Source organism: Accumulibacter sp., from assembly GCF_029255125.1.
Taxonomy (GTDB): domain Bacteria; phylum Pseudomonadota; class Gammaproteobacteria; order Burkholderiales; family Rhodocyclaceae; genus Accumulibacter.
In genome coordinates this window covers 1-21,167 of record NZ_JAPUVR010000020.1, presented here as the reverse complement: position 1 = coordinate 21,167, position 21,167 = coordinate 1, and the positions used below count along the sequence as shown (strand labels likewise).

The window sequence follows — 21,167 nt, the reverse complement described above, 5'->3', positions numbered from 1 at the left end:
GTATACATGCGCACGGCGGAGTAGACCACGGTGATGAAGGCGATGTGCAAGGCCGGCTCGATGAGCAACCAGAACCAGGCGGCGCGCATGTCGAACAGGCGATCGATCGCCTCGCGCAGGAAGATGGCCTGCCAGACGGCAAAGCTGATCGCCAGCGGATTGCGCGGCTCACGCATGGCACGACCGGAGATGGACGAGGACGGCGCTCATCGACGCGCTCAGTTCTGCCACGCCCGGTTCAACGTCACGCTCGGTACGGCGACCGATACGACCAGGCGCAGGAACTTTTCGAACTCGGCGGCGGGCGAGTTCGCCACGTAGATCACATCGCGGTTCTGCACCGGGAAATTCTGCGTGATGAAGAACGACGCCGGGTCGCGCAAGTCGATCTGATAGACCACTGGAACGCTCTCGCCGACGTGCTTGACCGGGTTGCGCGCGGCGACCAGGCGGGCCTCCTCGAAGCGGAAGACGAATACGCCGCGCGCGTCCGCCCGGCTGTCGTTCAGGCCGCCCGAGCGAGCGAGCGCCTGCGCCAGCGAAATGCCTTGTGCTTCAAACTGAATTTCCTCGTTCTTGCCGGTCGCCCCGAGCACCGAAAAGCTTTGCGACTGAAACAGCGCGGTCACCACATCGCCCGGCTTGAGCATGATGTTCTGCTTCGGATCGCGGATGATCGAGTCGAGCGCCATCGTCGCCGTGACGTTGTCGCGCGAGAGCTGCAGCGCCATGCGGTTTACCGGTTGCCTGACCCCCCCGCCGGCGGCCAGCGCGTCGAGCAGCCTCTCGCCCTTCGGGGTCAGCGCCATCAACGTACTGTGGTTCACTTCGCCGACGACAGTGACGTTCGAGGTATTGTTCTTGATCACGCGCACCAGAACCTGCGGCAGATTGGCCTTGCCGTGCAGACGCCGGACGATGTCGTCCTCGATCTCCTGCGTCGCCCGCCCCTTGACCAAAACCCGCCCGGCAAACGGCATGGTGATCGTCCCCGCCGGAGTGACCATCTGTTCGGGGAAGGTGACGACGCGCGTCGTCGTCGGTCCGGCTTTGGCTTCGATGACAACCGCACCAAACAACATGGCGGGCGGCGCCTCCCAGACGGAGACCTCGATGATGTCGCCCGGCCCGATCAGATAGTTGTTCGACGATGCCGCCGGGAAGAAGTCGGAAAACTCGCCCAGCCGTTTGCTCGCTGACAGTTTTCTCGCCAGCGCGTCGTCGACGTCGATCAGCTCGATGCCTTCGATGCGGCCACCGGCGCGCTCCTGCTGCACCTGCTGCACCTGCTCGCGGCTGGCGCCGCTGGCCGAAATCCAGTCGGGAGCGGTCGCGCAGGCGGACAGGATGAGCGCTGCGGCAGCCAGGCCGGCGTGACGAATGCCGACGCCACACGGATGCTCAGACCGCGCCATGGGTACTTTCCTGGTGGACAGCGTGATCACTTTTCCATCAACCTCCGGGTGACCTCGAAAGCGAACCTTATCTGCTGTTCGCTGTGCATGGCCGACAGGAAGAATCGCAAACGCGCTGCCTTCTCTTCGACCGCTGGATAGATGATCGGCTGCACATTGATGCCGGCTTCGAAGAACTGATTGGACAGCGTCGCCGCCTTCAGCGAGCTGCCGACGATGACCGGAACGACGGCATGCCCCTGCGCAAAACCGGTGTTGATCGGCAAGGATTGCAGCAGCGCGAGGAATTGCCCGGTACGCGCGCGCAGGCGCGCGACGCGCTCGGGTTCGCGCTGCATGACGCGCAGCGCTTCCAGCGACGCGGCAGCCAGCGGCGGCGACATGCCCACGCTGTAGACGAAGCCCGGCGCCGCGTACTTGAGGTGCTCGGCCAGCGCGCGCTCACCGGCGATGAAACCGCCACAGCCGGCAAGCGTCTTGCTCAGCGTACCCATCCAGATGTCGACCGCGCGGCCGGCGACGCCGAAGTGCTCGCGAATGCCGCGCCCGGTCTGCCCGAGAACGCCCAGCGAGTGCGCTTCGTCGACCATCAGGAAAGCCTTGTGCCGAAGTTTGATGTCGATCAGCGCCGGCAGATCGGGAACGTCACCGTCCATGCTGTAGACGCCCTCGACAACGACCAGGACGCGCTCGAACTGGCTGCGAATCTCGGCCAGGATCTGATCGAGCGAGGCTGTATCGTTGTGCGGAAACGAGCGCCGGGCGGCGCCGGAAAGCCGGATTCCGTCGAGCACGCTGTTATGGATCAGGCTGTCATGAATCACCAGATCCTTCGGCCCGAAGAGGTAACCGATGGTACTGACATTGGTCGCGTGGCCGCTGACGAAGACGATGCAGTCCTCGACTTCGTACAGTTCGGCCAGCGCCTCCTCCAGTTCGCGCTGCACCGCGCGCTCGCCGGCGACCAGCCGACTGGCCGCGGCCGACGTTCCGTAGCGGTCGATTGCATCCTTCGCCGCGCGATTGACCGCCGGATGGCCGGCCAACCCCAGGTAATTGTAGTTCGAGAAGTTAAGGTACTCGCGCCCGTCGATGCGCGTCGTTGCGCCGGCGACGCCGTCGTGCACGCGGAAAAACGGATTGGCCAGGCCGCGGCGTTCGGCGACCGCCTTCGGCACCAGCATTCTTTCGTAGCCGGGGTGACGGTCAAAGCGCGTGAAGGCTTCCGGAATCGACGGATGCGCCGTCTTGCGCGCCTGCGGCATGGCGATCACCAGGCCGCTGGAACCCGCTTTCCGGCCGAGAATGCGGTCGATCAGCTGGGTCTTGGTTCTCTGGGTGAGACTCGGCTTGCTCATGCGGTCAACCTCGTTCCTGTTCGCGCAAGTCTGCGCACGTCATCGCTTATGGCAGCGATTTCGGCCGCCGTCGCGCCTTCGCCGTGTTGGCCGGCGAGCCCGGCGACGACTTCCGCCGGCTGCGTTTCGTCCGCCGTAGCGCCCTCGCCGCTCAGCTTCTCGACGATCCGCGCCGCGACATGCTCGGCCGTCGGCGAATCGCTCAGCATCATCGTCGGCAGGCGAATCCCACAGCGCTGCTCGAGGCCGAGCGCGAGTTCGACAGCCATCAGCGAATCCATCCCCAGATCGTTCAGCGGTCGATTGGCGTCGATCCGCTCCGGGCTGATGCAGAGCACCTGCGCGACCTCCTGGACGACCAGTTGACGCACGATACTGGCGATCTCGGCTGGCGTCCTTCCGGCGATCAGCGCGCGCAGGTCGAGCGACTCGCCGGCTTGCGGCTGCTCGCTGCGCCGGCGCTCGAGCAGTTCGAAACGCGTTCCGGCAGCCGCCGGCAGCAGCCGGGCAAGCACATTCCAGTCGAAGTTCGCCGGGGTGAGGAATCCAGTGCTGTCGGTCAGCGCCCGGTCAAGCTGGGTAAGCGCCGCAGCCGCGCTGATCGGCGGCCGACCAAGGCGCTGCTCCAGGCTATCCCTGACCGTTGCGTTGCGCGTCAGGTAGCCGGCGTCGCCGATCGGCCCCCAGGCAATACAGGTGGCGGGCAGGCCCAGGTGGCGGCGCAGTGCGGTCAGTCCTTCGACACCGGCGTTGGCCGCGACATAGTTGGCTTGTCCCGGGTTGCCGATCGCGGTGGTCACCGACGAGTAGACGATAAAGTGTTCGAGCGGTACGTCGAGCGTCGCCTGGTGCAGATTCCAGGCGCCGAGCAGCTTGGCCGCCAGCACGCTGGCGATGCCCTCCGCGTCGAGCGTGGCGAGCAGCCGGTCATCGTAAGTCGTCGCCGCGTGCAGGATCCCCTTCAGCGGCGGCATGCTGGTCTTTACTCGCTCGACCAGCGTGCGCACCGCGTTGGCGGCACTGATGTCGCAAGCCTGGGCGAGCACGTTGACGCCCTGCGCGGCAAAGGCTTCGACGATCTCTTTGGCGCCCGGTGTCTTCAGACCGCGCCGGCCGACCAGCACGAGGTTGCCGACACCGCGCTCGGCCAGCCAGCGCGCCGACTCGAGACCGAAGCCGGCGAGACCGCCGCTGACGATCCAGGTACTCTCCCGGGAGAAGCTGATCGCCGGCGCGCCGCGCGCCGGCTGTTCGACCGGCGGCTGCGCATCGCCCAACGAGACGACGATCTTGCCGATATGGCGCGCCTGCTGCATGCTGCGGAAGGCGTCGACGACGCGCTCGGCGGTAAAGCTGCGGTAGGGTAGCGGCACCAGCGCTTCCTCGCGAAACAGCGCCATCAGCTCGCGAAACAGGCGCGCTGCGAGTTTCGGCCGGCCGATCAGCAACTGGTCGGCGTCGATACCGAAATAGCTGATGTTGTTCCTGAACGGGCGCAGGCCAAGGGGCGTGTTCTCGAAGAAGTCGCGCTTGCCCAGTTCGAGAAAGCGGCCGAACGGCCTGAGCACATCGAGGCTGCGCCGCATCGCTTCGCCGGCGAGCGAGTTGAGGACGACATCGACGCCTTCGCCGGCAGTCGCGGCAAGGACATCGTCGGCGAACGACAGACTGCGTGAATCGAACACCCGATCGGCGCCGAGCAGCCGGACGAAGTCACGCTTTTCTTCGCTACCGGCGGTAGCGTAGATCTCGGCACCGAGATGGCGCGCCAACTGCAGGGCAGCGATGCCGACGCCGCCGCCGGCGCCATGAATCAGTACGCGCTCGCCCGGCTGCAGGTCACCCAGGTGTTTGAGCGCGTAGTAGACGGTGAAGAACACCGTCGGCACGCTGGCGGCGGCTTCGAAGGACCACTCTTCAGGCATCAGCGCGACGGCATCGGCGCGTGTCACGACATGGCTGGAAAAGGACGACGCCGCGAAACCCAGGATCGCATCGCCGGGCAGGCGGTCGGTCACCCGGGCGCCGACGCGGCTGACTACGCCGGAAAATTCCAGACCGAGGCTGGCGCCGGCAAAGCCATTGTCGACCGCTTCGTCGGGCAGCAGCCCCATCAGATACATCAGATCGCGGAAATTGAGGCCAACCGCCTGCGTGCAAACCTCGATTTCGTCGTCGCGCAGGGGACGTTCGCGATCGGCCAGCCAGACCAGATTGCGCAACTGCCCGGGCGTGTGAAAATCGAGCCGGAAGCGCTTTTCCGGCGCAGCCTGGGCGACCGGCGATGCGCTCTCCTCGTGCAGCACCAGGCAGTGACGCGCGGCGCCGGAAAGGATGATCTCGCTGGCACCGTCCGGGCGCAGCAATTCGTTTTCCAGCCGAGCGGGCAGGTCCGGCGCGCCCGGGTCGCACGCCAGGTCGAGCAGCGTGCAGCCAAGCTGCGGATACTCGTTCATGACGACGCGGCCGAATCCCCAGACCGCGGCTTGCGCCGGGTTAGGCAAGCTGGCGTCCGGCAGGCCGCTGGCAAGCGCGCCGCCGCGGGTAAGGATCGACAGACGTGGCGGCTTGCCGGGCTGGGCGGCAAGCACCTGCACTTCGGTGAGCAGCCCGGCGATGGTCGCCGCCGCGCGCTCTGGCGGATCGTCCCAGCCAAGCAGGCAGACCAGATGCTTGGGCAGCGTGGCTGGCGCCAAGTGGCTGGCCACGCTGACTCGTTGCGCACACGACTCGAGGCGCGCGGCCAGTTGGCTGGCGAGTCGCGCCGACGCCTCATCGACGAGTAGCAGCCAGTCAGCCGCGGCCGGCACCGGCAAGGCAGCAAGGTCGCCCGCCGGGCGCCGGGCGAGCAGCAGGTAGGCGCCTTCGCTCAAGCCTTCGGCCGCCGGTTCCAGAAACTGCTCACAATCCGCGAAGCCCTCGTCGAGCAAGGCCTGCTGCCAGGCTTCCGGGGCGAGCAGCGAAGAAAGCGGTACGCTCGTCGCCGCGTCTTCATGCCACCAGCCGGGATCGATGCCCTCCAGGAAATTGGCGCTCCAGTCGGCATGACGCTCGGCGAGCAATACGATGCCGCCGGCTGCCAGCCGGCGCCGCGTCTGCGCCAGAGCGGCGTGCGGACTGGGCGTGCGATGCAGCGTATGGCGCAGGATGACCAGGTCGAAGGCCTCCGGCAAGCGCTGATCGCCGGGCAGTTGCCAATCGGCCGAGAAAGTCGTCACAACGATACTCGGATGCTCCTGGTACTCGGCCTGCTGGCGGGCCTGCGCTGCCTCAGTCGGCAAGGCCAGCACGTAATCGAAGCGATCGGCAGCGAGCGAAGCAAGCAGAATTCTCGGCAGGCTGCTCGCGCCGGCAGCGATCTCCAGAATGCGCAGACGGCGCGAGCTCGGCCAGTTGTCGATCAGATGGCGCAGCATTCCGTCAAGCGCGAGGCGCAGTCCGCGATAAGCCGGATCGTCGTCATAGAGCACCTCGGCGACCGGCGAATGGTGCAGCTCGTCAAGCAACCCGCGGCCGTCGATGGCACCGGCGAGCAAGGCCGGCAACTGCCGGCCGACGCGCCCGAGCAAGGTCAGTTGCGGCAGGCACGCCGGCGAATCGCGCAGCAGCGTCTGCCAGAGCCCATCGGCCGGCGGCAGACCGGCGTCGGTCGTCACCGACCACTGCTCGTCATCCTGCCGAAGCAGCCCCTCGCGGCTCAACAAATCGGCCAGCCAGCGACCATGCGGCGTCGCCGGAAATTGCCCCCACCCCGCCGGTTGCTGCCCCGCAAGCTCCTGAAAAGCCTGCACGACGAAAGACAGCGTCAAGGCCTCGATGAGCGGCAGCGTTTCCTTGAACCAGGTCTGGCGTTGGCTCTTCTCTTCCGCCAGCGCCGCGCGCGCTTGCCCGGCAAGCTCGGCCACGGGTGGCATTGCGCTGACCAGGCCGTCCACCGGATGCGGTCGCAGCCAGGGAACGATGCGCCAGTTGGCCAGCGCCTGGCGCGCGCGCTGCGTGAGCCGAACGGCGCGGAAGCGGCAAGCGCTGGCCCGCGCGAGCAGTCGGTCCTGATCGTCGAGGAGAGCAAAATCGGCGATAAACGAGCGCGCGCTTTGCCGGCGCAGACGCGCGCGCAAGCGCGCGGCCGGTCCGCCACGGCAAAGGTCGATTCGCCCACACTTGACCGGCAACAAAGCCATTGCCTGCCCCGCCTCGATCTCCGCCGCGAAGAAACCGACCAGCGACTGGAAGCACAGATCGAGCAGCGCCGGATGCAGAAGGTAGTCGTCGCAGCTGAGCGCAGCCGCCGGTTCGAGGTCGGCTTCCAGCTCGGCAACAAGTTCGCCCGCACCGACGCGGGCAGCGCGCAGGCCCTGGAAAAGCGGGCCGTAGTCGAGACCGAGTTGCGCCGCCAGGCGATAGTGCGTCGCGCGGTCGACCTGTCGCGTCACCACGCTTGGCGGCTCGATGCCGAGCGCGGGAAGCCGTCCGGCGGAGGCGAGCAAACGACCTGCGGCGTGCAGGGTCCATTCGTCGCTGCTCAAACGCTGCCGGCTCCTGATCTGAAATCCGCCATCGCGCGGATTGACCACCAGCCGCAAGCTGCGGCCGTGTTCGCCGTCGAAAACCAGTGGCGAGACGATGTCCAGCCCGTCGACGATCAGGTGTTCTCCGCCGATCAACTCGCGGGCGGCGGCGAGACCCATCTCGACATAGGCAGCACCGGGATAGACCACTGCCCCACCGACCTGGTGCTCGGCCAGCCAGGGCAGGACGAGTGGATCGAGCGTGTTCTCCCAGGCCGCTTCGGCGTCGTGCAGACGCCAGCCAAGCAGCGGATGCACACGCCGCCTTTCGCTCGGCGGCGCCCCCTCATTCGTCGTCGGATGCCAATGGCGTTCGCGCTGCCAGGGGTAGTTGGGCAGACGTACGCGCTGCGCCGGACGGGAAAACCAGGTGTGCAGTTGCGTCGGCGCAAGCAGCAGGTGTGCGCGCAAGGCGGTCTCGGCGATCGCGTCGACGCCGTCGTCGGTGCGCCGCAGACTGGGCATGACTCTCCCGCGGATGCCGGCAGCACTCAGGCTCTCACCGATGTAGCGCTGCAGGATGGCATGCGGGCCGATTTCGACGAACACGCGGCAACCCAGTTCGGCCAGTTTGCCGATCGCCTCGGAAAAGCGCACCGGTTCGCGCACGTTGCGCCACCAGTAGCCGGCACCGAGCGTGCTGCCGTCCATCACATCGCCGCTCACTGTCGACACGAAGAGTGCCGCACGCGTCGCCGCCGGGCGAATTCCGGCCAGCCGGGCGAGCAGGTTCGCGGCGGTCGAATCCATCTGCCGACTGTGAAAGGCGTAGTCGAGATCGAGCAGGCGGAAGAATGCACCGCGCCGCTCGACCCGCTCCTGGATGCGCAGCAAGCCGGGCAGACTGCCGGCCAGCGTCACGTTGCCCGGACTGTTGATCCCGGCCAGTTCGACCTCGAGATCTCCCCCCAGCTCGCGCATCAGCTCGTCGATGACGCTCGCCGACAGGCCGACGGCGGCCATCCGTCCGCTTCCGCGCGTCGTCGCCTGCGCCTGGCTGCGCGCGCAGATGACGCGGATGGCCTGGGTGAGATCAAGCGCGCCAGCGGCCCAGGCAGCCGCGATTTCGCCCACGCTGTGCCCGGCAACGGCCAGCGGGTGCACCCCCAGTTCGCGCAGCAGGGTCGTCACGCCGACCTGGAGCGCGAAGAGCAGCGGCTGTGCAACGCTCGTGTCCTCAAGTCTGACCGGGTCAGCGGCGTCCACCTCGGCGAGCAGCGAAAAACCCGTCGCGGCATCCATGGCGTTGGCCATGCCCGTCAGGATCTCGGCAAAACGCGGCGATTCGGCGAGCAGCGCACGACCCATTCCGGCCCACTGGGCGCCGTTCCCCGAATAGATGAAAGCCACCCCGCCACCCGCCGGCAGGGCATCCTCGACGACCACGCCCGGCGGCGTTTCGCCCTGCGCATAACGCTCGAGCACAGCTGCGGCGGCGGCCGGCGAATCGGCCTGCAGCGCGAGGCGCTTTTCCATGCGCTCGCGCCGATGCGCGACGCCATGCGCGAGGTCATAGTAGTCGGCGGCTGAACTGGCGTGCAGCAACGGCGCATAACGACCGGCCATGGCGCGCAAAGCCGCATCGCTGCGCGCCGAGAGAAAGAGCGGCGGCGGCGCAATATCGTCGGCCAGCCGGTCCGCCGCGGGTGGCCGCCTGAACTCCTGCAGCAGGACATGCGCGTTCGCGCCGCCAAAACCGAAAGAGCTGACGGCACCGAGCAGAGGCCTGCCATTGGCGCTGCGCAAGGTGCGGTATTCGGTGACCAGTTCGAGATTCAGGCGCGCGAAATCGATATGCGGATTGGGCGTGCGCAAGTGCAGTGCCGGCGGCAGCGCCTGGTTCTTCAGTACGAGGACGGATTTGATCAGCCCGGCCAGACCGGAAGCGGGTTCCAGATGGCCAAGGTTGGCCTTGACCGACCCGATGGGCAGCGCCTGGCTGCGCCCCTGGCCATAGACCGCACCGATTGCGGCGGTTTCGATCGGGTCGCCGACCGCCGTACCCGTGCCGTGCGCCTCGACGAAATCGACTTCGTCAGCGGTGCGACCGCTGCGCGCGAGCACCGCGCGCATCAGCTCGGCCTGCCCTTCGCGGCTCGGAATGGTAATTCCCGTCTTGCGCGCGCCGTCGGTATTCACCCCGCTGGCGAGAATCACCGCGTGGATCTCGTCGCCGTCGGCCAGCGCTTTGTCGAGCGGCTTGAGCAGGACGACGGCGCCGCCCTCGGCACGCACGTAGCCGTCCCCCGCCGCGTCGAAAGCCTTGCAGCGCCCGTCAGCGGACAGCATCGACGCCTTGGTGAAGCCAATGAACGGGTAGGGGTGCAATAACAGGCTGACGCCGCAGACGAGAGCGCTGCTCGCTTCGCCGGTGCGCAGACTGGTACACGCGTGGTGCAAGGCGACCAGCGACGACGAGCAGGCGGTGTCGACGGCGAGCGACGGCCCATGCAGGTCGAAGACGTAGGAAAGACGATTCGCGGCGAGGCTCAGCGTGTTGCCGGTCATCGAGTGCGCGGTCGTGCTCGCCAGATCGTTCAGCCCGTATGCGCCGTAGTCGAGCCCGGAGATACCGACGTAGACCGCGCAGTCGGAACCCGCCATCGACGAGGGCGGAACGCCGGCGTTTTCCATCGCTTCCCAGGTGAGTTCAAGGAGCAGGCGCTGCTGCGGATCGAGCCAGGCGGCCTCGCGCGGCGAGATGCCGAAGAAACCGGCGTCAAACTCGTCGATGCGCGACAGGATGCCGGCGGAAAAACTGATGCTGCGCCCGGGTTCCGAGCGCTTGCCGTGCTCGAGCTCAGCAACCGCCCAACGCTCGGCGGGAACGCGCGTGACGAGATCGCGGCCTTCCTTCAGGGCATTCCAGAAGCTGGCCTCGTCGCTCAGATCGCCCGGCAGGCGGAAGGCCATGCCGACGATGGCAACGGCCGACGACGACTGCGCGGCGCCTGCCGCACGCGTCGGCCGCCGGCCCTCGGCCGTCTTCGCACTCCGCCCATTCTTCCTGAGTTGCTTCATCAGTCAGCCTCCATCTGCGGCAAGCTCTCTTCGCCAAGCACGAAGAAGCGGCCAATGCGTCTGCATCCGCTCAATATGCCCTACCGCAGCTACCATTCTTGAAGGAAACCCCTGTCGTTTCTGTGGCAACGTCGTGATTGTGTCCACAAACAATTCGCCCATCAAACGCGAGCACGCCATTGCCGCAACGGTGCCCGGGAGCGGTGCTTGGTTAGCGCGCGGTCAGAACAATCATCAGCTCGGCCTGGGGTTCATGGCCTGCCTTTCCGGGTCAACACCGGGACGCGCGCCCAAGCCATTTCGCTAAGAGCGCTTCTTTTCCACCCGATTCATTAACGGCGCGCTACGTGCGAACTTTAGCATTAGATCGCGCATCTTCGGTCGACTGCGAGGCGAAGCGGAGCGTCCGGCGCGGCCGGGCAATCAGCGGCGACCGCCGAGGCCAAGGTAGCTGGCGACGACGCGCGGGTCGCTGGCCAACTGACGGCTGGCGCCTTCCAGCGCGAGCTCGCCGGTTTCCAGGACGTAGGCGTAGTCGGCTACCTGCAGCGCGGCGCGTGCGTTCTGCTCGACGAGGAGAATCGCCACTCCGGTTCGCTTGAGCTGCGTGATCGTCCGGAAGATTTCCCGGATGATCAGCGGCGCCAGTCCGAGACTCGGTTCGTCGAGCAGCAGCAGGCGTGGTTTGGCCATCAAGGCGCGGCCCATGGCGAGCATTTGCCGTTCGCCACCGGACAGCGTTCCGGCGGTCTGCTCGCGACGTTCCATCAGGCGCGGAAAAACGTTGAAGACGTCTTCCATGGTTTCCAGCGAATCACGGTGTCCCGCGCGATAGCGATCGAAAGCACCGAGCAGAAGGTTGTCGGCGACGCTCATTTCGGCGAAGAGCTCGCGCTTCTCGGGAACGAGCGTCATTCCCAGACGGACGAGTTGTTCGACGCTGCGCCCGCCGTGCTGCCGTTCGCCGAGGTAGACGATGTCGCCACTCGCCGGCAGCAGGCCGATCAGCGCGCAAAGCAGCGTCGTCTTGCCAGCGCCGTTCGGTCCGATCACGGTGACGATCTCGCCGCGGTGGACCTTGAGCGAGATTCCGTGCAGGGCGTTGACCTTGCCGTAGCTGACCGACAGCTTGTCGACCTCGAGCACGACGGTGCGTTCGTTACCGTGATCAGCCGGGCTCATTCGACACCTCCCAGGTAGGCTTCGACGACCGCCGGGTTGCGCTGGATGTCCTCGGGCAGACCCGCCGCGAGCTTCTGACCGAACTCCATGACGACCACCCGATCGGCCAGGCCCATGACGAAGTCCATGTCGTGCTCGACGAGCAGGATGCCGATCCCTTCGTCGCGCAGCCGGCGCAGCAGGTCGCCGAGTGCCTGCTTTTCAAGGTAGCGCAGGCCGGCGGCGGGTTCGTCGAGGAGCAGCAGGCAGGGATCGGCGGCCAACGCCCGGGCAATTTCGACGATGCGCTGCTTGCCCAGCGGCAGACTGCCGGCCGGCTCGTGCATCTGCTCGCTCAGGCCGCAGCGCTCGATCTGCCGGGCTGCCTCGAAAAGCAGGCGGTCCTCCTCATCCCGGTCGGCGCGGCAAGCGGCGGCGACGAAACCCTTGCGACCACGCAGATGGGCGCCGATGGCGACGTTTTCGAGGACGCTCATGCCGGGCAGCAGGCGCACGTGCTGAAAGGTGCGGCTCATGCCGAGGCGCGCGATGTCGCGTGCGGGCAGCGACTCGACGCGCTCGCCGCGGAAGATGACGCTGCCCGAGGTCAGCGGATCGACCCCCGAGATGCCGTTGAACATCGTGCTCTTGCCGGCGCCGTTCGGGCCGATCAGCGCCATCACCTCGCCCGCCCTGACCTGGAAGTTCATGCGGTCGTTGGCGACCAGCCCGCCAAAACGCTTGCAGGCGTCCTTGACCTCGAGCAGGACGGCGCCGGCAGCCGGGCGTTCGCGACGGGCGAGCGGTGGCGCCTCTCGGAGCTGCGCGCGCGTCGGCGGCTGCGGGAAGTGACGCGCAATCATCGGCCAGACGCCATCGCGCGCGCGCTGCAGGACGAAGATCATCAGCACGCCGAAAACGATGATTTCGAAGTTACCGCTCTGTCCGAGCAGCTTCGGCAGCCAGTCCTGCAGCCACTGTTTCAGGATGCTGATCAGTCCGGCACCGACGATCGCGCCCCAGACGTGCGCAACGCCGCCGATTACCGCCATGAACAGGTACTCGATTCCCTGCGTCAGCGAAAACGGCGTCGGATTGACGAAGCGTTGCAGGTGTGCGTACAGCCAGCCGGAAGTACTCGCGTAGAGTGCGGCGAGGGTGAAGATGACAATCTTCGAACGCGCGGTATGCACGCCCATCGCTTCGGCCATCACCGATCCACCGCGCAAGGCGCGGATGGCGCGCCCTTCGCGCGAGTCGAGCAGGTTGCGCGTGGCGAGCAGCGCGAGCAGGAGAACGGCCCAGATCAGGTAGAAGAATTCGCGTCCGGTCTTGACCTCGAGGTCGAAAAGCGTCAGCGGCGGAATGCCGGTCAGCCCGGTGTGCCCGCCCAGGCCGGCAAGGTTGCCGAACAGGTAGTACAGACTGATCCCCCAGGCGATCGTCCCCAAGGGGAGAAAATGCCCGGACAGGCGCAAGGTCACCAGTCCGAGCGAAATGGCGACGACCGCGGTGACCAGCAGGCCGGCCGGCAAGGTGAGCCAGGGCGAAACGCCGTGGACGGTGGTGAGATAAGCCGACGAATAAGCGCCGAGTCCGACGAAAGCCGCCTGGCCGAAGGAAGTGAGTCCGCCGACCCCGGTCAGCACGACGAGGCCGAGCGCGACGATCGCGTACAGGCCGATGTAGTCGAGCAGCGTGATGTAGAACTCGGGCAGCAGCAGCGGTGCGACGAGCAAGGCGACGATGAAGACCGCGAGCAGGGTGGTCGAGCGCACGGCCGGCATCATTGCTCCTCGACGTGCGTCGTCTTCAGCGAGCGCCAGAGGAGCACCGGAATGATCAGCGTAAAGACGATCACTTCCTTGAAAGCGCTGGCCCAGAACGAGGAGTACGACTCGAGCAGGCCGACCAGCGCGGCACCGGCAGCGGCGACCGGGTAGCTGGCCAGGCCGCCGATGATCGCTCCGACGAAACCTTTCAGCCCGATCAGGAAGCCCGAATCGTAATAGATCGTCGTGATCGGTGAAATCAGGATGCCGGAGAGGACACCGATCAGCGCGGCGAGGGTAAACGACAACATGCCGGCAAGCGTTCCGGAGATTCCCATCAGGCGTGCGCCGGTGCGGTTCATTGCCGTCGCGCGCAGCGCCTTGCCGTAGATCGTCCGCTCGAAAAACAGGTACAAGGCAATGATCAGCCCCAGACTGGCGACGATGACGAGCACCGTCTGTCCCTGCAGCAAAGCGTCGCCGACGGCGAAACTGACTTCGGTAAACGGCGGCGTGCGCGAGCCTTCGGCTCCGAAGAAAAGCAGTCCGAGGCCGGTCAGCGCGACATGTACGGCAACCGAGACGATGAGCAGGACGAGCACCGACGCCTCGGCCACCGGTTGATAGGCGAGACGATAGATCATCGGTCCGAGCGGCACGACCAGCATCAGCGCAAGCAGTACCTGTACCGGCAACGGCAGGGTGGCCGGCGATACGGCGATCAGCGTTCCGGCGAGGAGCAGCGGGACACCGACGTTGAGCAGGACGATCAGCGGCAGGCGGCGCAGTTGCCCGGCGCGTACCGCGCGGCTGCCTTCGAGCACGCCGATCAGCACGCCGAGCGCGAGCAGCAGCCAGACGGTTCCCGGCAACTTGCCGGCCTGCAGGCTGGCCAGGGTCAGCGCACCGAAGGCGACGAACTCGCCCTGGGGAATGAAGATGACGCGGGTAACGGCAAAAACGAGCACCAGAGCAAGCGCCAGCAGCGCATAAATCGCGCCGTTGGTGAGGCCGTCCTGGCCGAGCAGCAAGGCAATCTGCAAATCCATCGGAGTATCCACACAGGCGGCGCGGGCGCCGTACCGCCTGCCGCGGCCCCGTTCAGGGGCGCGCCGAACGAGAAAGTCAATGCGTTACTGAACGAGTTTCCAGTTACCGCCTTCGATGCGGACCATGACGCGGGCACGTTGATCGAAACCCAGGTGATCCTGCGCGCTCAGGTTGAAAACGCCGTGCGCGGCAGTCACGTTACGCGTTGCTTCGAGCGCATCGCGCAAGGCCTTGCGGAATTCGCGCGTGCCCGGCTGGCCTTTCTTCAGCGCTTCCGGCACTGCGCTGGCGAGCAGCTTGGCGGCGTCCCAGGCGTGCGCGCCGAAGGTCGACACGCTTCCCTTGCCGTGCGCGGCTTCGTACTTGTTCACGTACTCGAGCGCCGCCTTCTTGATCGGGTTGCTGTCGGGCAGTTGTCCGGCGACCAGCACCGGCCCGGCGGGCAGCAAGGTTCCCTCGCAGTCCTTGCCGCAGACGCGCAGGAAGTCGGCATTGGCGACCCCGTGCGTCTGATACATCATTCCCTTGTAACCCTTTTCTTTCAGAGACTTCTGCGGCAGAGCGGCAGGCGTCCCGGCGCCCCCGACGAGTACGGCATCGGGCTTGGCGGCCATGATCTTCAGGACCTGTCCGGTGACCGAGGTATCGGCCCGATTGAAACGCTCGTTGGCGACGATCTGGATCTTGCGCACCTCGGCGATCTTCGAGAACTCGTTCCACCAGCCCTCGCCGTAGGCATCGGCAAAGCCGATGTAGGCGACGCTCTTCACGTTGTTGTTGGTCATGTGCTCGACGATGGCCGTGGCCATCTGCGCGTCGTTCTGCGGCGTCTTGAAGACCCAGTAGCGCTTGGCGTCCATCGGCTCGATGATGCGCGAGGACGCGGCCATCGAGATCATCGGCGTTTCCGCCTCGGCGACGACGTCGATCATGGCCAGCGAATTGGGCGTGATCGTCGACCCGACGATGACGTCGACCTTGTTTTCGGCGATCAGCTTGCGCGTGTTCTTGACCGCCGTCGTCGTATCCGAAGCGTCGTCGAGAACGATGTAGTTGACCTTCTGGCCGGCAATCGTCGTCGGCAGCAAGGCGAACGAATTCTTTTCGGGGATGCCGAGCGAGGCGGCCGGCCCGGTGGCCGAGAGGGTAACGCCGACGTTGATGTCGGCGTGAACGGTGACGGCAAACGCGGCCGCCAGAACGGCCAGCAGGCGGCCGATGCGTGCGTTGATTCTCATGGTGTCCCCTGACAAGGTGGTTTGCTGTGGCCGCGGCGACGCCGCCGCAATCAGCGCGTCGAAAAGGGTGCATTGTGCGACCAGCGCCAGCGTGAGACAAGTCTAGGCGAACGTATCATGCGCAAATTTCACGATAAAGGCGCTCACGACGCACAAAAAGACGATTCTGACGAAGCGACTGCCGTGCTGAAGCGCAAGATGTGTGCCGAGCAACGAGCCGAGGACATTGGCGCAGGCCATCACGACCGCGACTTGCGGCAGAAAATGACCACTCGGAATGAAGTAGCCGAGCGCCGCCAGATTGGTTGTCATGTTCACCACTTTGGCCGCTGCCGAGGCGTGCAGGAAGTCGAAGCCGAAGAAGCGGATGAACAGGAAGATCAGGAAACTGCCGGTGCCCGGACCGAAGAAGCCGTCGTAGAAACCGATCGCGCCACCGAGCAACAGCGCGTAGGCAAACTCGCGCCGACCACTGTGTTGCGGTCGGTGGACCGTCCCCAGGTCAGGACGCAGGAAAGTGTAGGCGGCCGCCGCAATCAGCAGGATCAGGATCAGCGGCCGCAGCAGCAAGGGCGGGAGCCAGGCGACGGCGAGCGCGCCGGCGTACGAGCAGGCAAACGCCGCAAGCGCCGCCGGCAGCGTCGTACGCCAGGGCATGTCGACGCGTCGAGCGTAGCGCCAGGCGGCATTCGCCGTGCCGAAAATGCTGGAAAACTTGTTGGTGCCGAAGAGCGTCGCCGGTGTGGCCTGCGGCAGCGCACTGAACAGCGCCGGGATCTGGATCAGCCCGCCGCCGCCGACCAGCGAGTCGATGAAACCGGCAAACAGCGCTGAAACGGCCAGACCCAGCAGCAGTGCGGCGCTGATCTCATCGCTCATCGGCAATCAGCGCGCTCGGTTGATCCTGCGCGTTTTCTGGCGCGTCGGGTGGCTGCCGGTCTGAGCGTCGGCTGCCGGTGCGGCAAGCGCCGCCAGCCAGTCGGCGATCTGGCGGTAGACCCGCGCATCGGTGAGCAGCTCCCGATGCTCCAGGCGACCGACCGCGGCGCTCTGCACATTAGCGCCGATCATCGGGGCGCTGGCGCTGCCCGGCCTGAGCGCCCGATCGGCAAGAAAGCTGTCAAAGCGATGCTCGACATCCTCGGCCAGGCTGCCGGCAAGAAAGCGGCAGGCAATCCGGCTCAGGTCGGCTGGCGTGTGCGTGACGACAGTCGGCACGTCCGGCCACGCGAGTGGAGCGGCGCGCAGCGTGGCGGCGACCTGCTGGCCTAGCCGTTCGACGGGTGAGGCAGTTTGCGGTGCGCCGAGACAGATCAGCATGTCGGTCGATTCGGGCCAGTGCATTCCGGCCCTTGCCGCGTCTTCGCAGGCGGCCAGCGCGAGCAGGCCGCCCGTGCCGTGGCCGAGAAGAATGATGCGCGATACCGCGTGCGGCCAGCCGGCGTGCAGTTGTTCGAGCAGCGCGGCGAACGCCGGGCCGTTTTCGCTCAGTGGCAGGTCGGCGCGATAGCGCACGTAGATCGGCGTATAGCCGAAATCTGCCTGCAGTTGCCGGCCGAAATCGGCGCTCGGCATGGTCGCCGGAGCGCTCGCGGAGGTCGCTGGCAGCGCTTGCCAGGCAGTCTCGTCGCAGCCCTGGCCATGGATGAAGACGCTGATCCGCGGACCCGCTTGCGGCCACGTCGCGCGGATGGCGGCCGCCTCTGGTGGCACGACAGCGCCGCCGACACGAAGCGTCGGGGCAAGCGTCCATGGCCTCTCGCTGTTTGCCGGCTGCCCCCCGAAAGCGTCGCTCAACACGCTCCGCACACGGCTGGCGAGCCGTCCGGGCGGCGGCTGCGCGCGACCTCGCGTGTGCCGTTCTTCGATCGATGCGGCCAGCCCGAACAGCGCGTTGCTGCTCGAATCGACCGCCTGATAGACACTGGCGAAAAGTCCGTCGTGCGCCCGCTCGACCAGGTGGACCGGTCGGGCGAGCAGCGGGACGCGGCGCAGCACTGCGAACGACTTGCCGGCAATCGCGCTGTGCAGCGCGCGCACCTGCGCTGCCGTCGCCTGTACGGCGGCTTGTGCTCGCTGACTGTAGCCGACACGAGGGCGAAGCGCTTCCGTGGTTTTCTTTCCGGCGGTCATCGGATGTCCTGAGAGCGTGTATAGGGTCGAAAGCACCGCCAATCGGCCGCCTTGCCGGCGGGCAACCCCCCTGACGCTCCGACAGCGTGCTGCACGGCCGCCATCGTACGCGTCAGGGCAAGCTTTGGCGAGGGCGAGCCGGCGCGCGCGCTCAGTCAGTCGCCGCGAGTATCGTCGCCGCCTCGGCGTGCAGCTCGCGCAAGGACTCTTCGGTGAGACCAAGGAGAAGCAGCGACGCTTGGCCAAGTTTCGTCCACTCCTGCGTTCGGCTGGCACCGGTCAGTTGCTGCAGCAGATGTTCAGCGGTCTGGCTGACAGCGATCAGGCGACTGCCGACCAGCGGCGGATCCGCCCCGAGACAAGCGATCGCCGACGGTTCATGATGCGCGCGAATCGCCTGGCAGATCTCGTCGGGGAGCCACCATTCGGTCGCCAGCAGGCTGCCGACGACCGCGTGGTCGGTCGGGTAGTCGGCCTGCTCGACGGCGGTAAAGCTGCGTTCGGCGTCGCCGTTGGCGCGCGCCAGCGTCTGTCGGTAGTCGGCGAAGCGACGCAACAGGATGACGATTCCACAGTCGCGGAAGAGTCCGAAAGTATAGGCGTCGGCAGCGTTCAGACCGGGCGGAGCGAGGGTTTGCGCGAGCCAGCCGGAAAGCGCGGCGATGCGCGCCGACGAGTCCCAGAAGCGAACGTAGTGCGCACTGTCCGGAAACGCACGCCGCAGGCTGATCGCCGCAACGGCGCGCGCGGTCAGTTCCAAGCCGAGCAGCACGAGCGCCTCGGAAACCGAGCGCACGCGCGTGCGCAGGCCGAAGTACGGCGAATTGGCCGTCTTCAGCAAACCGGCGGCGAGCCCGACATCTGCCTTGATCAATTGCCCGATGCGGTGAAAGCACGGATTCTCGCTGAGCACCTCGACTCTGATCCGGTCGATGATCTGCGGGCGCGGCGGAATGTCGATTGCCCGGATGGCATCGTCAAGCGCATTGGCAAGTGATGGCCGGCCGTTTGGCCGACCGCGCGTCGGGACATTCATCGTGCTCTCAACCATTCCAGAAGCGCCTCCTCGGGCATCGGCCGGGCGTGCAGGAAGCCCTGCGTCGCGTCGACTCCAGCGGCCTTGGCGGCCGCCAGTTGTTCGACCGTTTCGATGCCCTCGGCAACGACCAGCATCCCCAGTTCGCCGGCCAGGCGCGTGATCGCCCGCAGAATGGCGAAGGCGCGCCGGTCTGCAGGCAGTTCGCTGATGAAGGCGCGGTCGAATTTCAGTTTCGTCGCCGGCAGGTCTTTCAGGTTCGACAGGCTCGAATAACCGGTGCCGAAGTCGTCGATCGCCAGCCCGACGCCGGCCGCGCGTGCGCCGCGCAGATTGGCCTGAACGATCGGCGAAGCATCCATGAAGAGCGACTCGGTCAGTTCGAGTTCGATTCCAGCGGGCGGAACGTCGGCACAGATCAGCGCCGCGTGCAGGACGCTGAGAAAGCTGGGCGAGGTCAGTTGAGCACGCGAGACATTGACCGCCACCTTGGCGCGGCAACCCTGGCAGCGCAGACGGGCGGCGCAACGGGTGCTCTGCAACAGGCTCCATTCACCCAGCCGGACGATCAGCCCGGTCTTCTCGGCCACCGGAATGAATTGTTGTGGCGAGACCGCTCGCCCGGCGACCGAGCAGCGCATCAGCGCTTCGACCGCTTCGAGGCTGCCGTCCGGGCGAAGCAGGGGTTGGTAGTGCAGTTCGAGTCCGCCATTTTCGAGTGCGCCGTGCAGGATGCTTTCGACCTCCAGTTCCTCGCGTGCGAGTTGCGCGCCGGAAGCGCCGCGCGGCGGCTCGGCGGCTTTGACGACGAAGCGGTTGCCACCCTGGCGTTTGGCTTCCATCATCGCCCGGTCGGCACGTTCGAGCAGGCTGAGCGGATCATCGGTGCTGCTGCGCGCGGCGATGCCGATGCTCACCGCAGGTCGAAAGAGGATGCTGCCGAGCGGCATCGGCTGGTCGACGACGACCAGCAACTGCCCGGCGATTCGTTCGACGCTGGGCGCATCGAGTGCGGGCAGCAGCACGACGAACTCGTCGCTGCCGACGCGCAGGAGCGTGCGGCGCACGCCGACCACCGAGCGGATGCGCTCGGCGATGCGGGCAATGACGGCGTCGGCCTCGGCGTAGCCGAACGAGTCATTGACCTGGCGAAAGCGGTCGAGGTCGAGCCAGAGGGCAAACAGCGTGCCCCGCGTCCGATCGGCCTCGACAAACAGACGCGCGACCAGGCGCGGGCCGACGCTGCGGACGAAGAATCCGGTCGTCGGATCGCGTTCCGGCGTCGCCGCGGCGCACGAATCGACCGCCAGCGGTCGCCGCCTGACACGCGTTGTTCCCAGCCGTTTGATGCTGTCCCTCCTTTCCGCGTCGCCGATCGCCAGCCGCCGCGATCGTCCATCTATCTGACGCCACAAGACTAAACAGGGGGGATAGCGGGCGCTTGACTTAACGCGCCTTTCGCTTGACCATTTCGGCCATCGTCGGTCGCCGCTGGGGAGGGACGGGGAGAATGCCGAAATCGGAAAGCACGCTGGCGACCGTCTGGCTGATCGTGCTGCGTCTGGTCGAGTTGCACGGCATCGATCCCAGCCAGTTCCGCCGGACTTTGGGCGTTCCCTCCGAAACGCTGCGCGATGTGCGCGCGCGTCTGCCCAGCCGCCTGTCCGATGTCGCTTTCGAACTCGCTGCGGCGCAGATTGCCGACCCGGCGTTCGCCTTGCGTGCTGCCGAATGCTGGCATCCGTCGAATCTTGGAACGATGGGTTATGCCTGGCTGTCGAGCCGCACGCTGCATACCGGGCTGAAACGGATGGAGCGCTTCTCGCGCATTCTTGGCAACCGCTTCAGCTATCGTTGTTCCGAGGAGCCGGCGGGCGTGCGCTTTACTTACGACCACGGACGCGGCGAGGCAAGCGTCGGGCCGCTGATGACCGACTTCACTTTTTCGATCGTGATCGCCATGTGCCGGGTCAACTGTGGCCACACGATGCGCCCGGCCAGCGTCCATCTGCGTCGCCGCGCGCCAGCCGATCCGCAACCCTGGCTCGCTTTCTTTGCTTGCCCGGTCGTTTTCGGCGCGGCGGAGGACAGCATCGTGCTCGCACGGGAGGTCGCCGAGGCGCCGCTGCCATCGGCCAACATACCGCTCGCCAATACCTTCGACACGATCCTCACCGAGCAGATGGCCGGGCTCTTCGAAGACGACATCGTCAGCCGCTGCAAGGCGTATGTGCTGCACCACCTGACCTCGGGTGTGGCAACCGCACCCGAGGTCGCGCGTGCCCTTTGCCTCAGAGGTTGTGAATTTTTCGTTTCAGCACTGCCACCCGGGGCAGCGGGCGCCGATGTCGCGCGGAAGGGAACAATTCTGCGGTGGCGTAGAAAGCGAGGCTGCCGACTCGCCTGTCCGCCTTT

Annotated in this window: 12 protein-coding genes; 1 reads left to right on the top strand and 11 read right to left on the bottom strand. The window is 66.4% G+C overall.

Annotation, left to right across the window (positions count from 1 at the left end; translation table 11 throughout):
* Positions 1 to 218 precede the first annotated feature (218 nt).
* From Q1L59_RS00740 to Q1L59_RS00690, 11 genes are all read right to left on the bottom strand, one after another.
* A complete protein-coding gene (locus tag Q1L59_RS00740) occupies positions 219 to 1,415 on the bottom strand; it encodes a polysaccharide biosynthesis/export family protein (protein WP_300327380.1) in 1,197 nt (398 codons plus the stop codon).
* 26 nt (positions 1,416 to 1,441) lie between these two features.
* Positions 1,442 to 2,773 carry an aminotransferase class I/II-fold pyridoxal phosphate-dependent enzyme gene (locus Q1L59_RS00735; protein ID WP_300327379.1) on the bottom strand — a complete coding sequence of 444 codons (1,332 nt, stop codon included), beginning with the start codon at positions 2,771 to 2,773 and terminating at the stop codon, positions 1,442 to 1,444.
* The gene (locus Q1L59_RS00730) at positions 2,770 to 10,362 is read right to left on the bottom strand and encodes a type I polyketide synthase (protein ID WP_300327378.1); all 7,593 of its coding nucleotides are present in this window, start codon (positions 10,360 to 10,362) and stop codon (positions 2,770 to 2,772) included. Before Q1L59_RS00730 ends, Q1L59_RS00735 begins: the two co-directional genes overlap by 4 nt.
* A gap of 423 nt (positions 10,363 to 10,785) precedes the next feature.
* A complete protein-coding gene (locus Q1L59_RS00725) occupies positions 10,786 to 11,544 on the bottom strand; it encodes an ABC transporter ATP-binding protein (protein ID WP_300327377.1) in 759 nt (252 codons plus the stop codon).
* Positions 11,541 to 13,310: a branched-chain amino acid ABC transporter ATP-binding protein/permease gene (locus Q1L59_RS00720; RefSeq protein ID WP_300327376.1), complete on the bottom strand. Its 1,770-nt coding sequence runs from the start codon at positions 13,308 to 13,310 to the stop codon at positions 11,541 to 11,543. The genes Q1L59_RS00725 and Q1L59_RS00720 overlap by 4 nt, the downstream gene beginning before the upstream one ends.
* Positions 13,310 to 14,344, bottom strand: coding sequence for a branched-chain amino acid ABC transporter permease (locus Q1L59_RS00715; RefSeq protein ID WP_300327375.1), 1,035 nt, complete (start codon positions 14,342 to 14,344; stop codon positions 13,310 to 13,312). The genes Q1L59_RS00720 and Q1L59_RS00715 overlap by 1 nt, the downstream gene beginning before the upstream one ends.
* An 84-nt stretch (positions 14,345 to 14,428) precedes the next feature.
* Positions 14,429 to 15,583 (bottom strand): ABC transporter substrate-binding protein, encoded by a 1,155-nt coding sequence (locus Q1L59_RS00710; protein ID WP_300327374.1) that lies wholly within the window; start codon positions 15,581 to 15,583, stop codon positions 14,429 to 14,431.
* A 102-nt stretch (positions 15,584 to 15,685) separates the two neighbouring features.
* Positions 15,686 to 16,462 (bottom strand): TSUP family transporter, encoded by a 777-nt coding sequence (locus Q1L59_RS00705; protein ID WP_300327373.1) that lies wholly within the window; start codon positions 16,460 to 16,462, stop codon positions 15,686 to 15,688.
* A gap of 6 nt (positions 16,463 to 16,468) precedes the next feature.
* Complete coding sequence (locus Q1L59_RS00700; RefSeq protein WP_300327372.1) at positions 16,469 to 17,716, bottom strand: hypothetical protein; 1,248 nt, start codon at positions 17,714 to 17,716, stop codon at positions 16,469 to 16,471.
* Positions 17,717 to 17,867: 151 nt separating this feature from the next.
* Positions 17,868 to 18,767, bottom strand: coding sequence for an HDOD domain-containing protein (locus Q1L59_RS00695; RefSeq protein WP_300327371.1), 900 nt, complete (start codon positions 18,765 to 18,767; stop codon positions 17,868 to 17,870).
* The gene (locus Q1L59_RS00690) at positions 18,749 to 20,167 is read right to left on the bottom strand and encodes a bifunctional diguanylate cyclase/phosphodiesterase (protein ID WP_300327370.1); all 1,419 of its coding nucleotides are present in this window, start codon (positions 20,165 to 20,167) and stop codon (positions 18,749 to 18,751) included. Before Q1L59_RS00690 ends, Q1L59_RS00695 begins: the two co-directional genes overlap by 19 nt.
* Before the next feature lie 95 nt (positions 20,168 to 20,262).
* Here Q1L59_RS00690 and Q1L59_RS00685 point away from each other — a divergent pair.
* Positions 20,263 to 21,167 (top strand): AraC family transcriptional regulator (locus Q1L59_RS00685; RefSeq protein ID WP_300327369.1); only part of this gene is annotated, 905 nt, incomplete at its 3' end.

What these genes read in the sequence shown, in the direction of transcription:
- Q1L59_RS00740 (WP_300327380.1), bottom strand. Translation starts at nt 1,415, where the DNA reads ATGGCGCGGTCTGAGCATCCGTGTGGCGTCGGCATTCGTCACGCCGGC.
- Q1L59_RS00735 (WP_300327379.1), bottom strand. Translation starts at nt 2,773, where the DNA reads ATGAGCAAGCCGAGTCTCACCCAGAGAACCAAGACCCAGCTGATCGAC.
- Q1L59_RS00730 (WP_300327378.1), bottom strand. Translation starts at nt 10,362, where the DNA reads ATGAAGCAACTCAGGAAGAATGGGCGGAGTGCGAAGACGGCCGAGGGC.
- Q1L59_RS00725 (WP_300327377.1), bottom strand. Translation starts at nt 11,544, where the DNA reads ATGAGCCCGGCTGATCACGGTAACGAACGCACCGTCGTGCTCGAGGTC.
- Q1L59_RS00720 (WP_300327376.1), bottom strand. Translation starts at nt 13,310, where the DNA reads ATGCCGGCCGTGCGCTCGACCACCCTGCTCGCGGTCTTCATCGTCGCC.
- Q1L59_RS00715 (WP_300327375.1), bottom strand. Translation starts at nt 14,344, where the DNA reads ATGGATTTGCAGATTGCCTTGCTGCTCGGCCAGGACGGCCTCACCAAC.
- Q1L59_RS00710 (WP_300327374.1), bottom strand. Translation starts at nt 15,583, where the DNA reads ATGAGAATCAACGCACGCATCGGCCGCCTGCTGGCCGTTCTGGCGGCC.
- Q1L59_RS00705 (WP_300327373.1), bottom strand. Translation starts at nt 16,462, where the DNA reads ATGAGCGATGAGATCAGCGCCGCACTGCTGCTGGGTCTGGCCGTTTCA.
- Q1L59_RS00700 (WP_300327372.1), bottom strand. Translation starts at nt 17,716, where the DNA reads ATGACCGCCGGAAAGAAAACCACGGAAGCGCTTCGCCCTCGTGTCGGC.
- Q1L59_RS00695 (WP_300327371.1), bottom strand. Translation starts at nt 18,767, where the DNA reads ATGGTTGAGAGCACGATGAATGTCCCGACGCGCGGTCGGCCAAACGGC.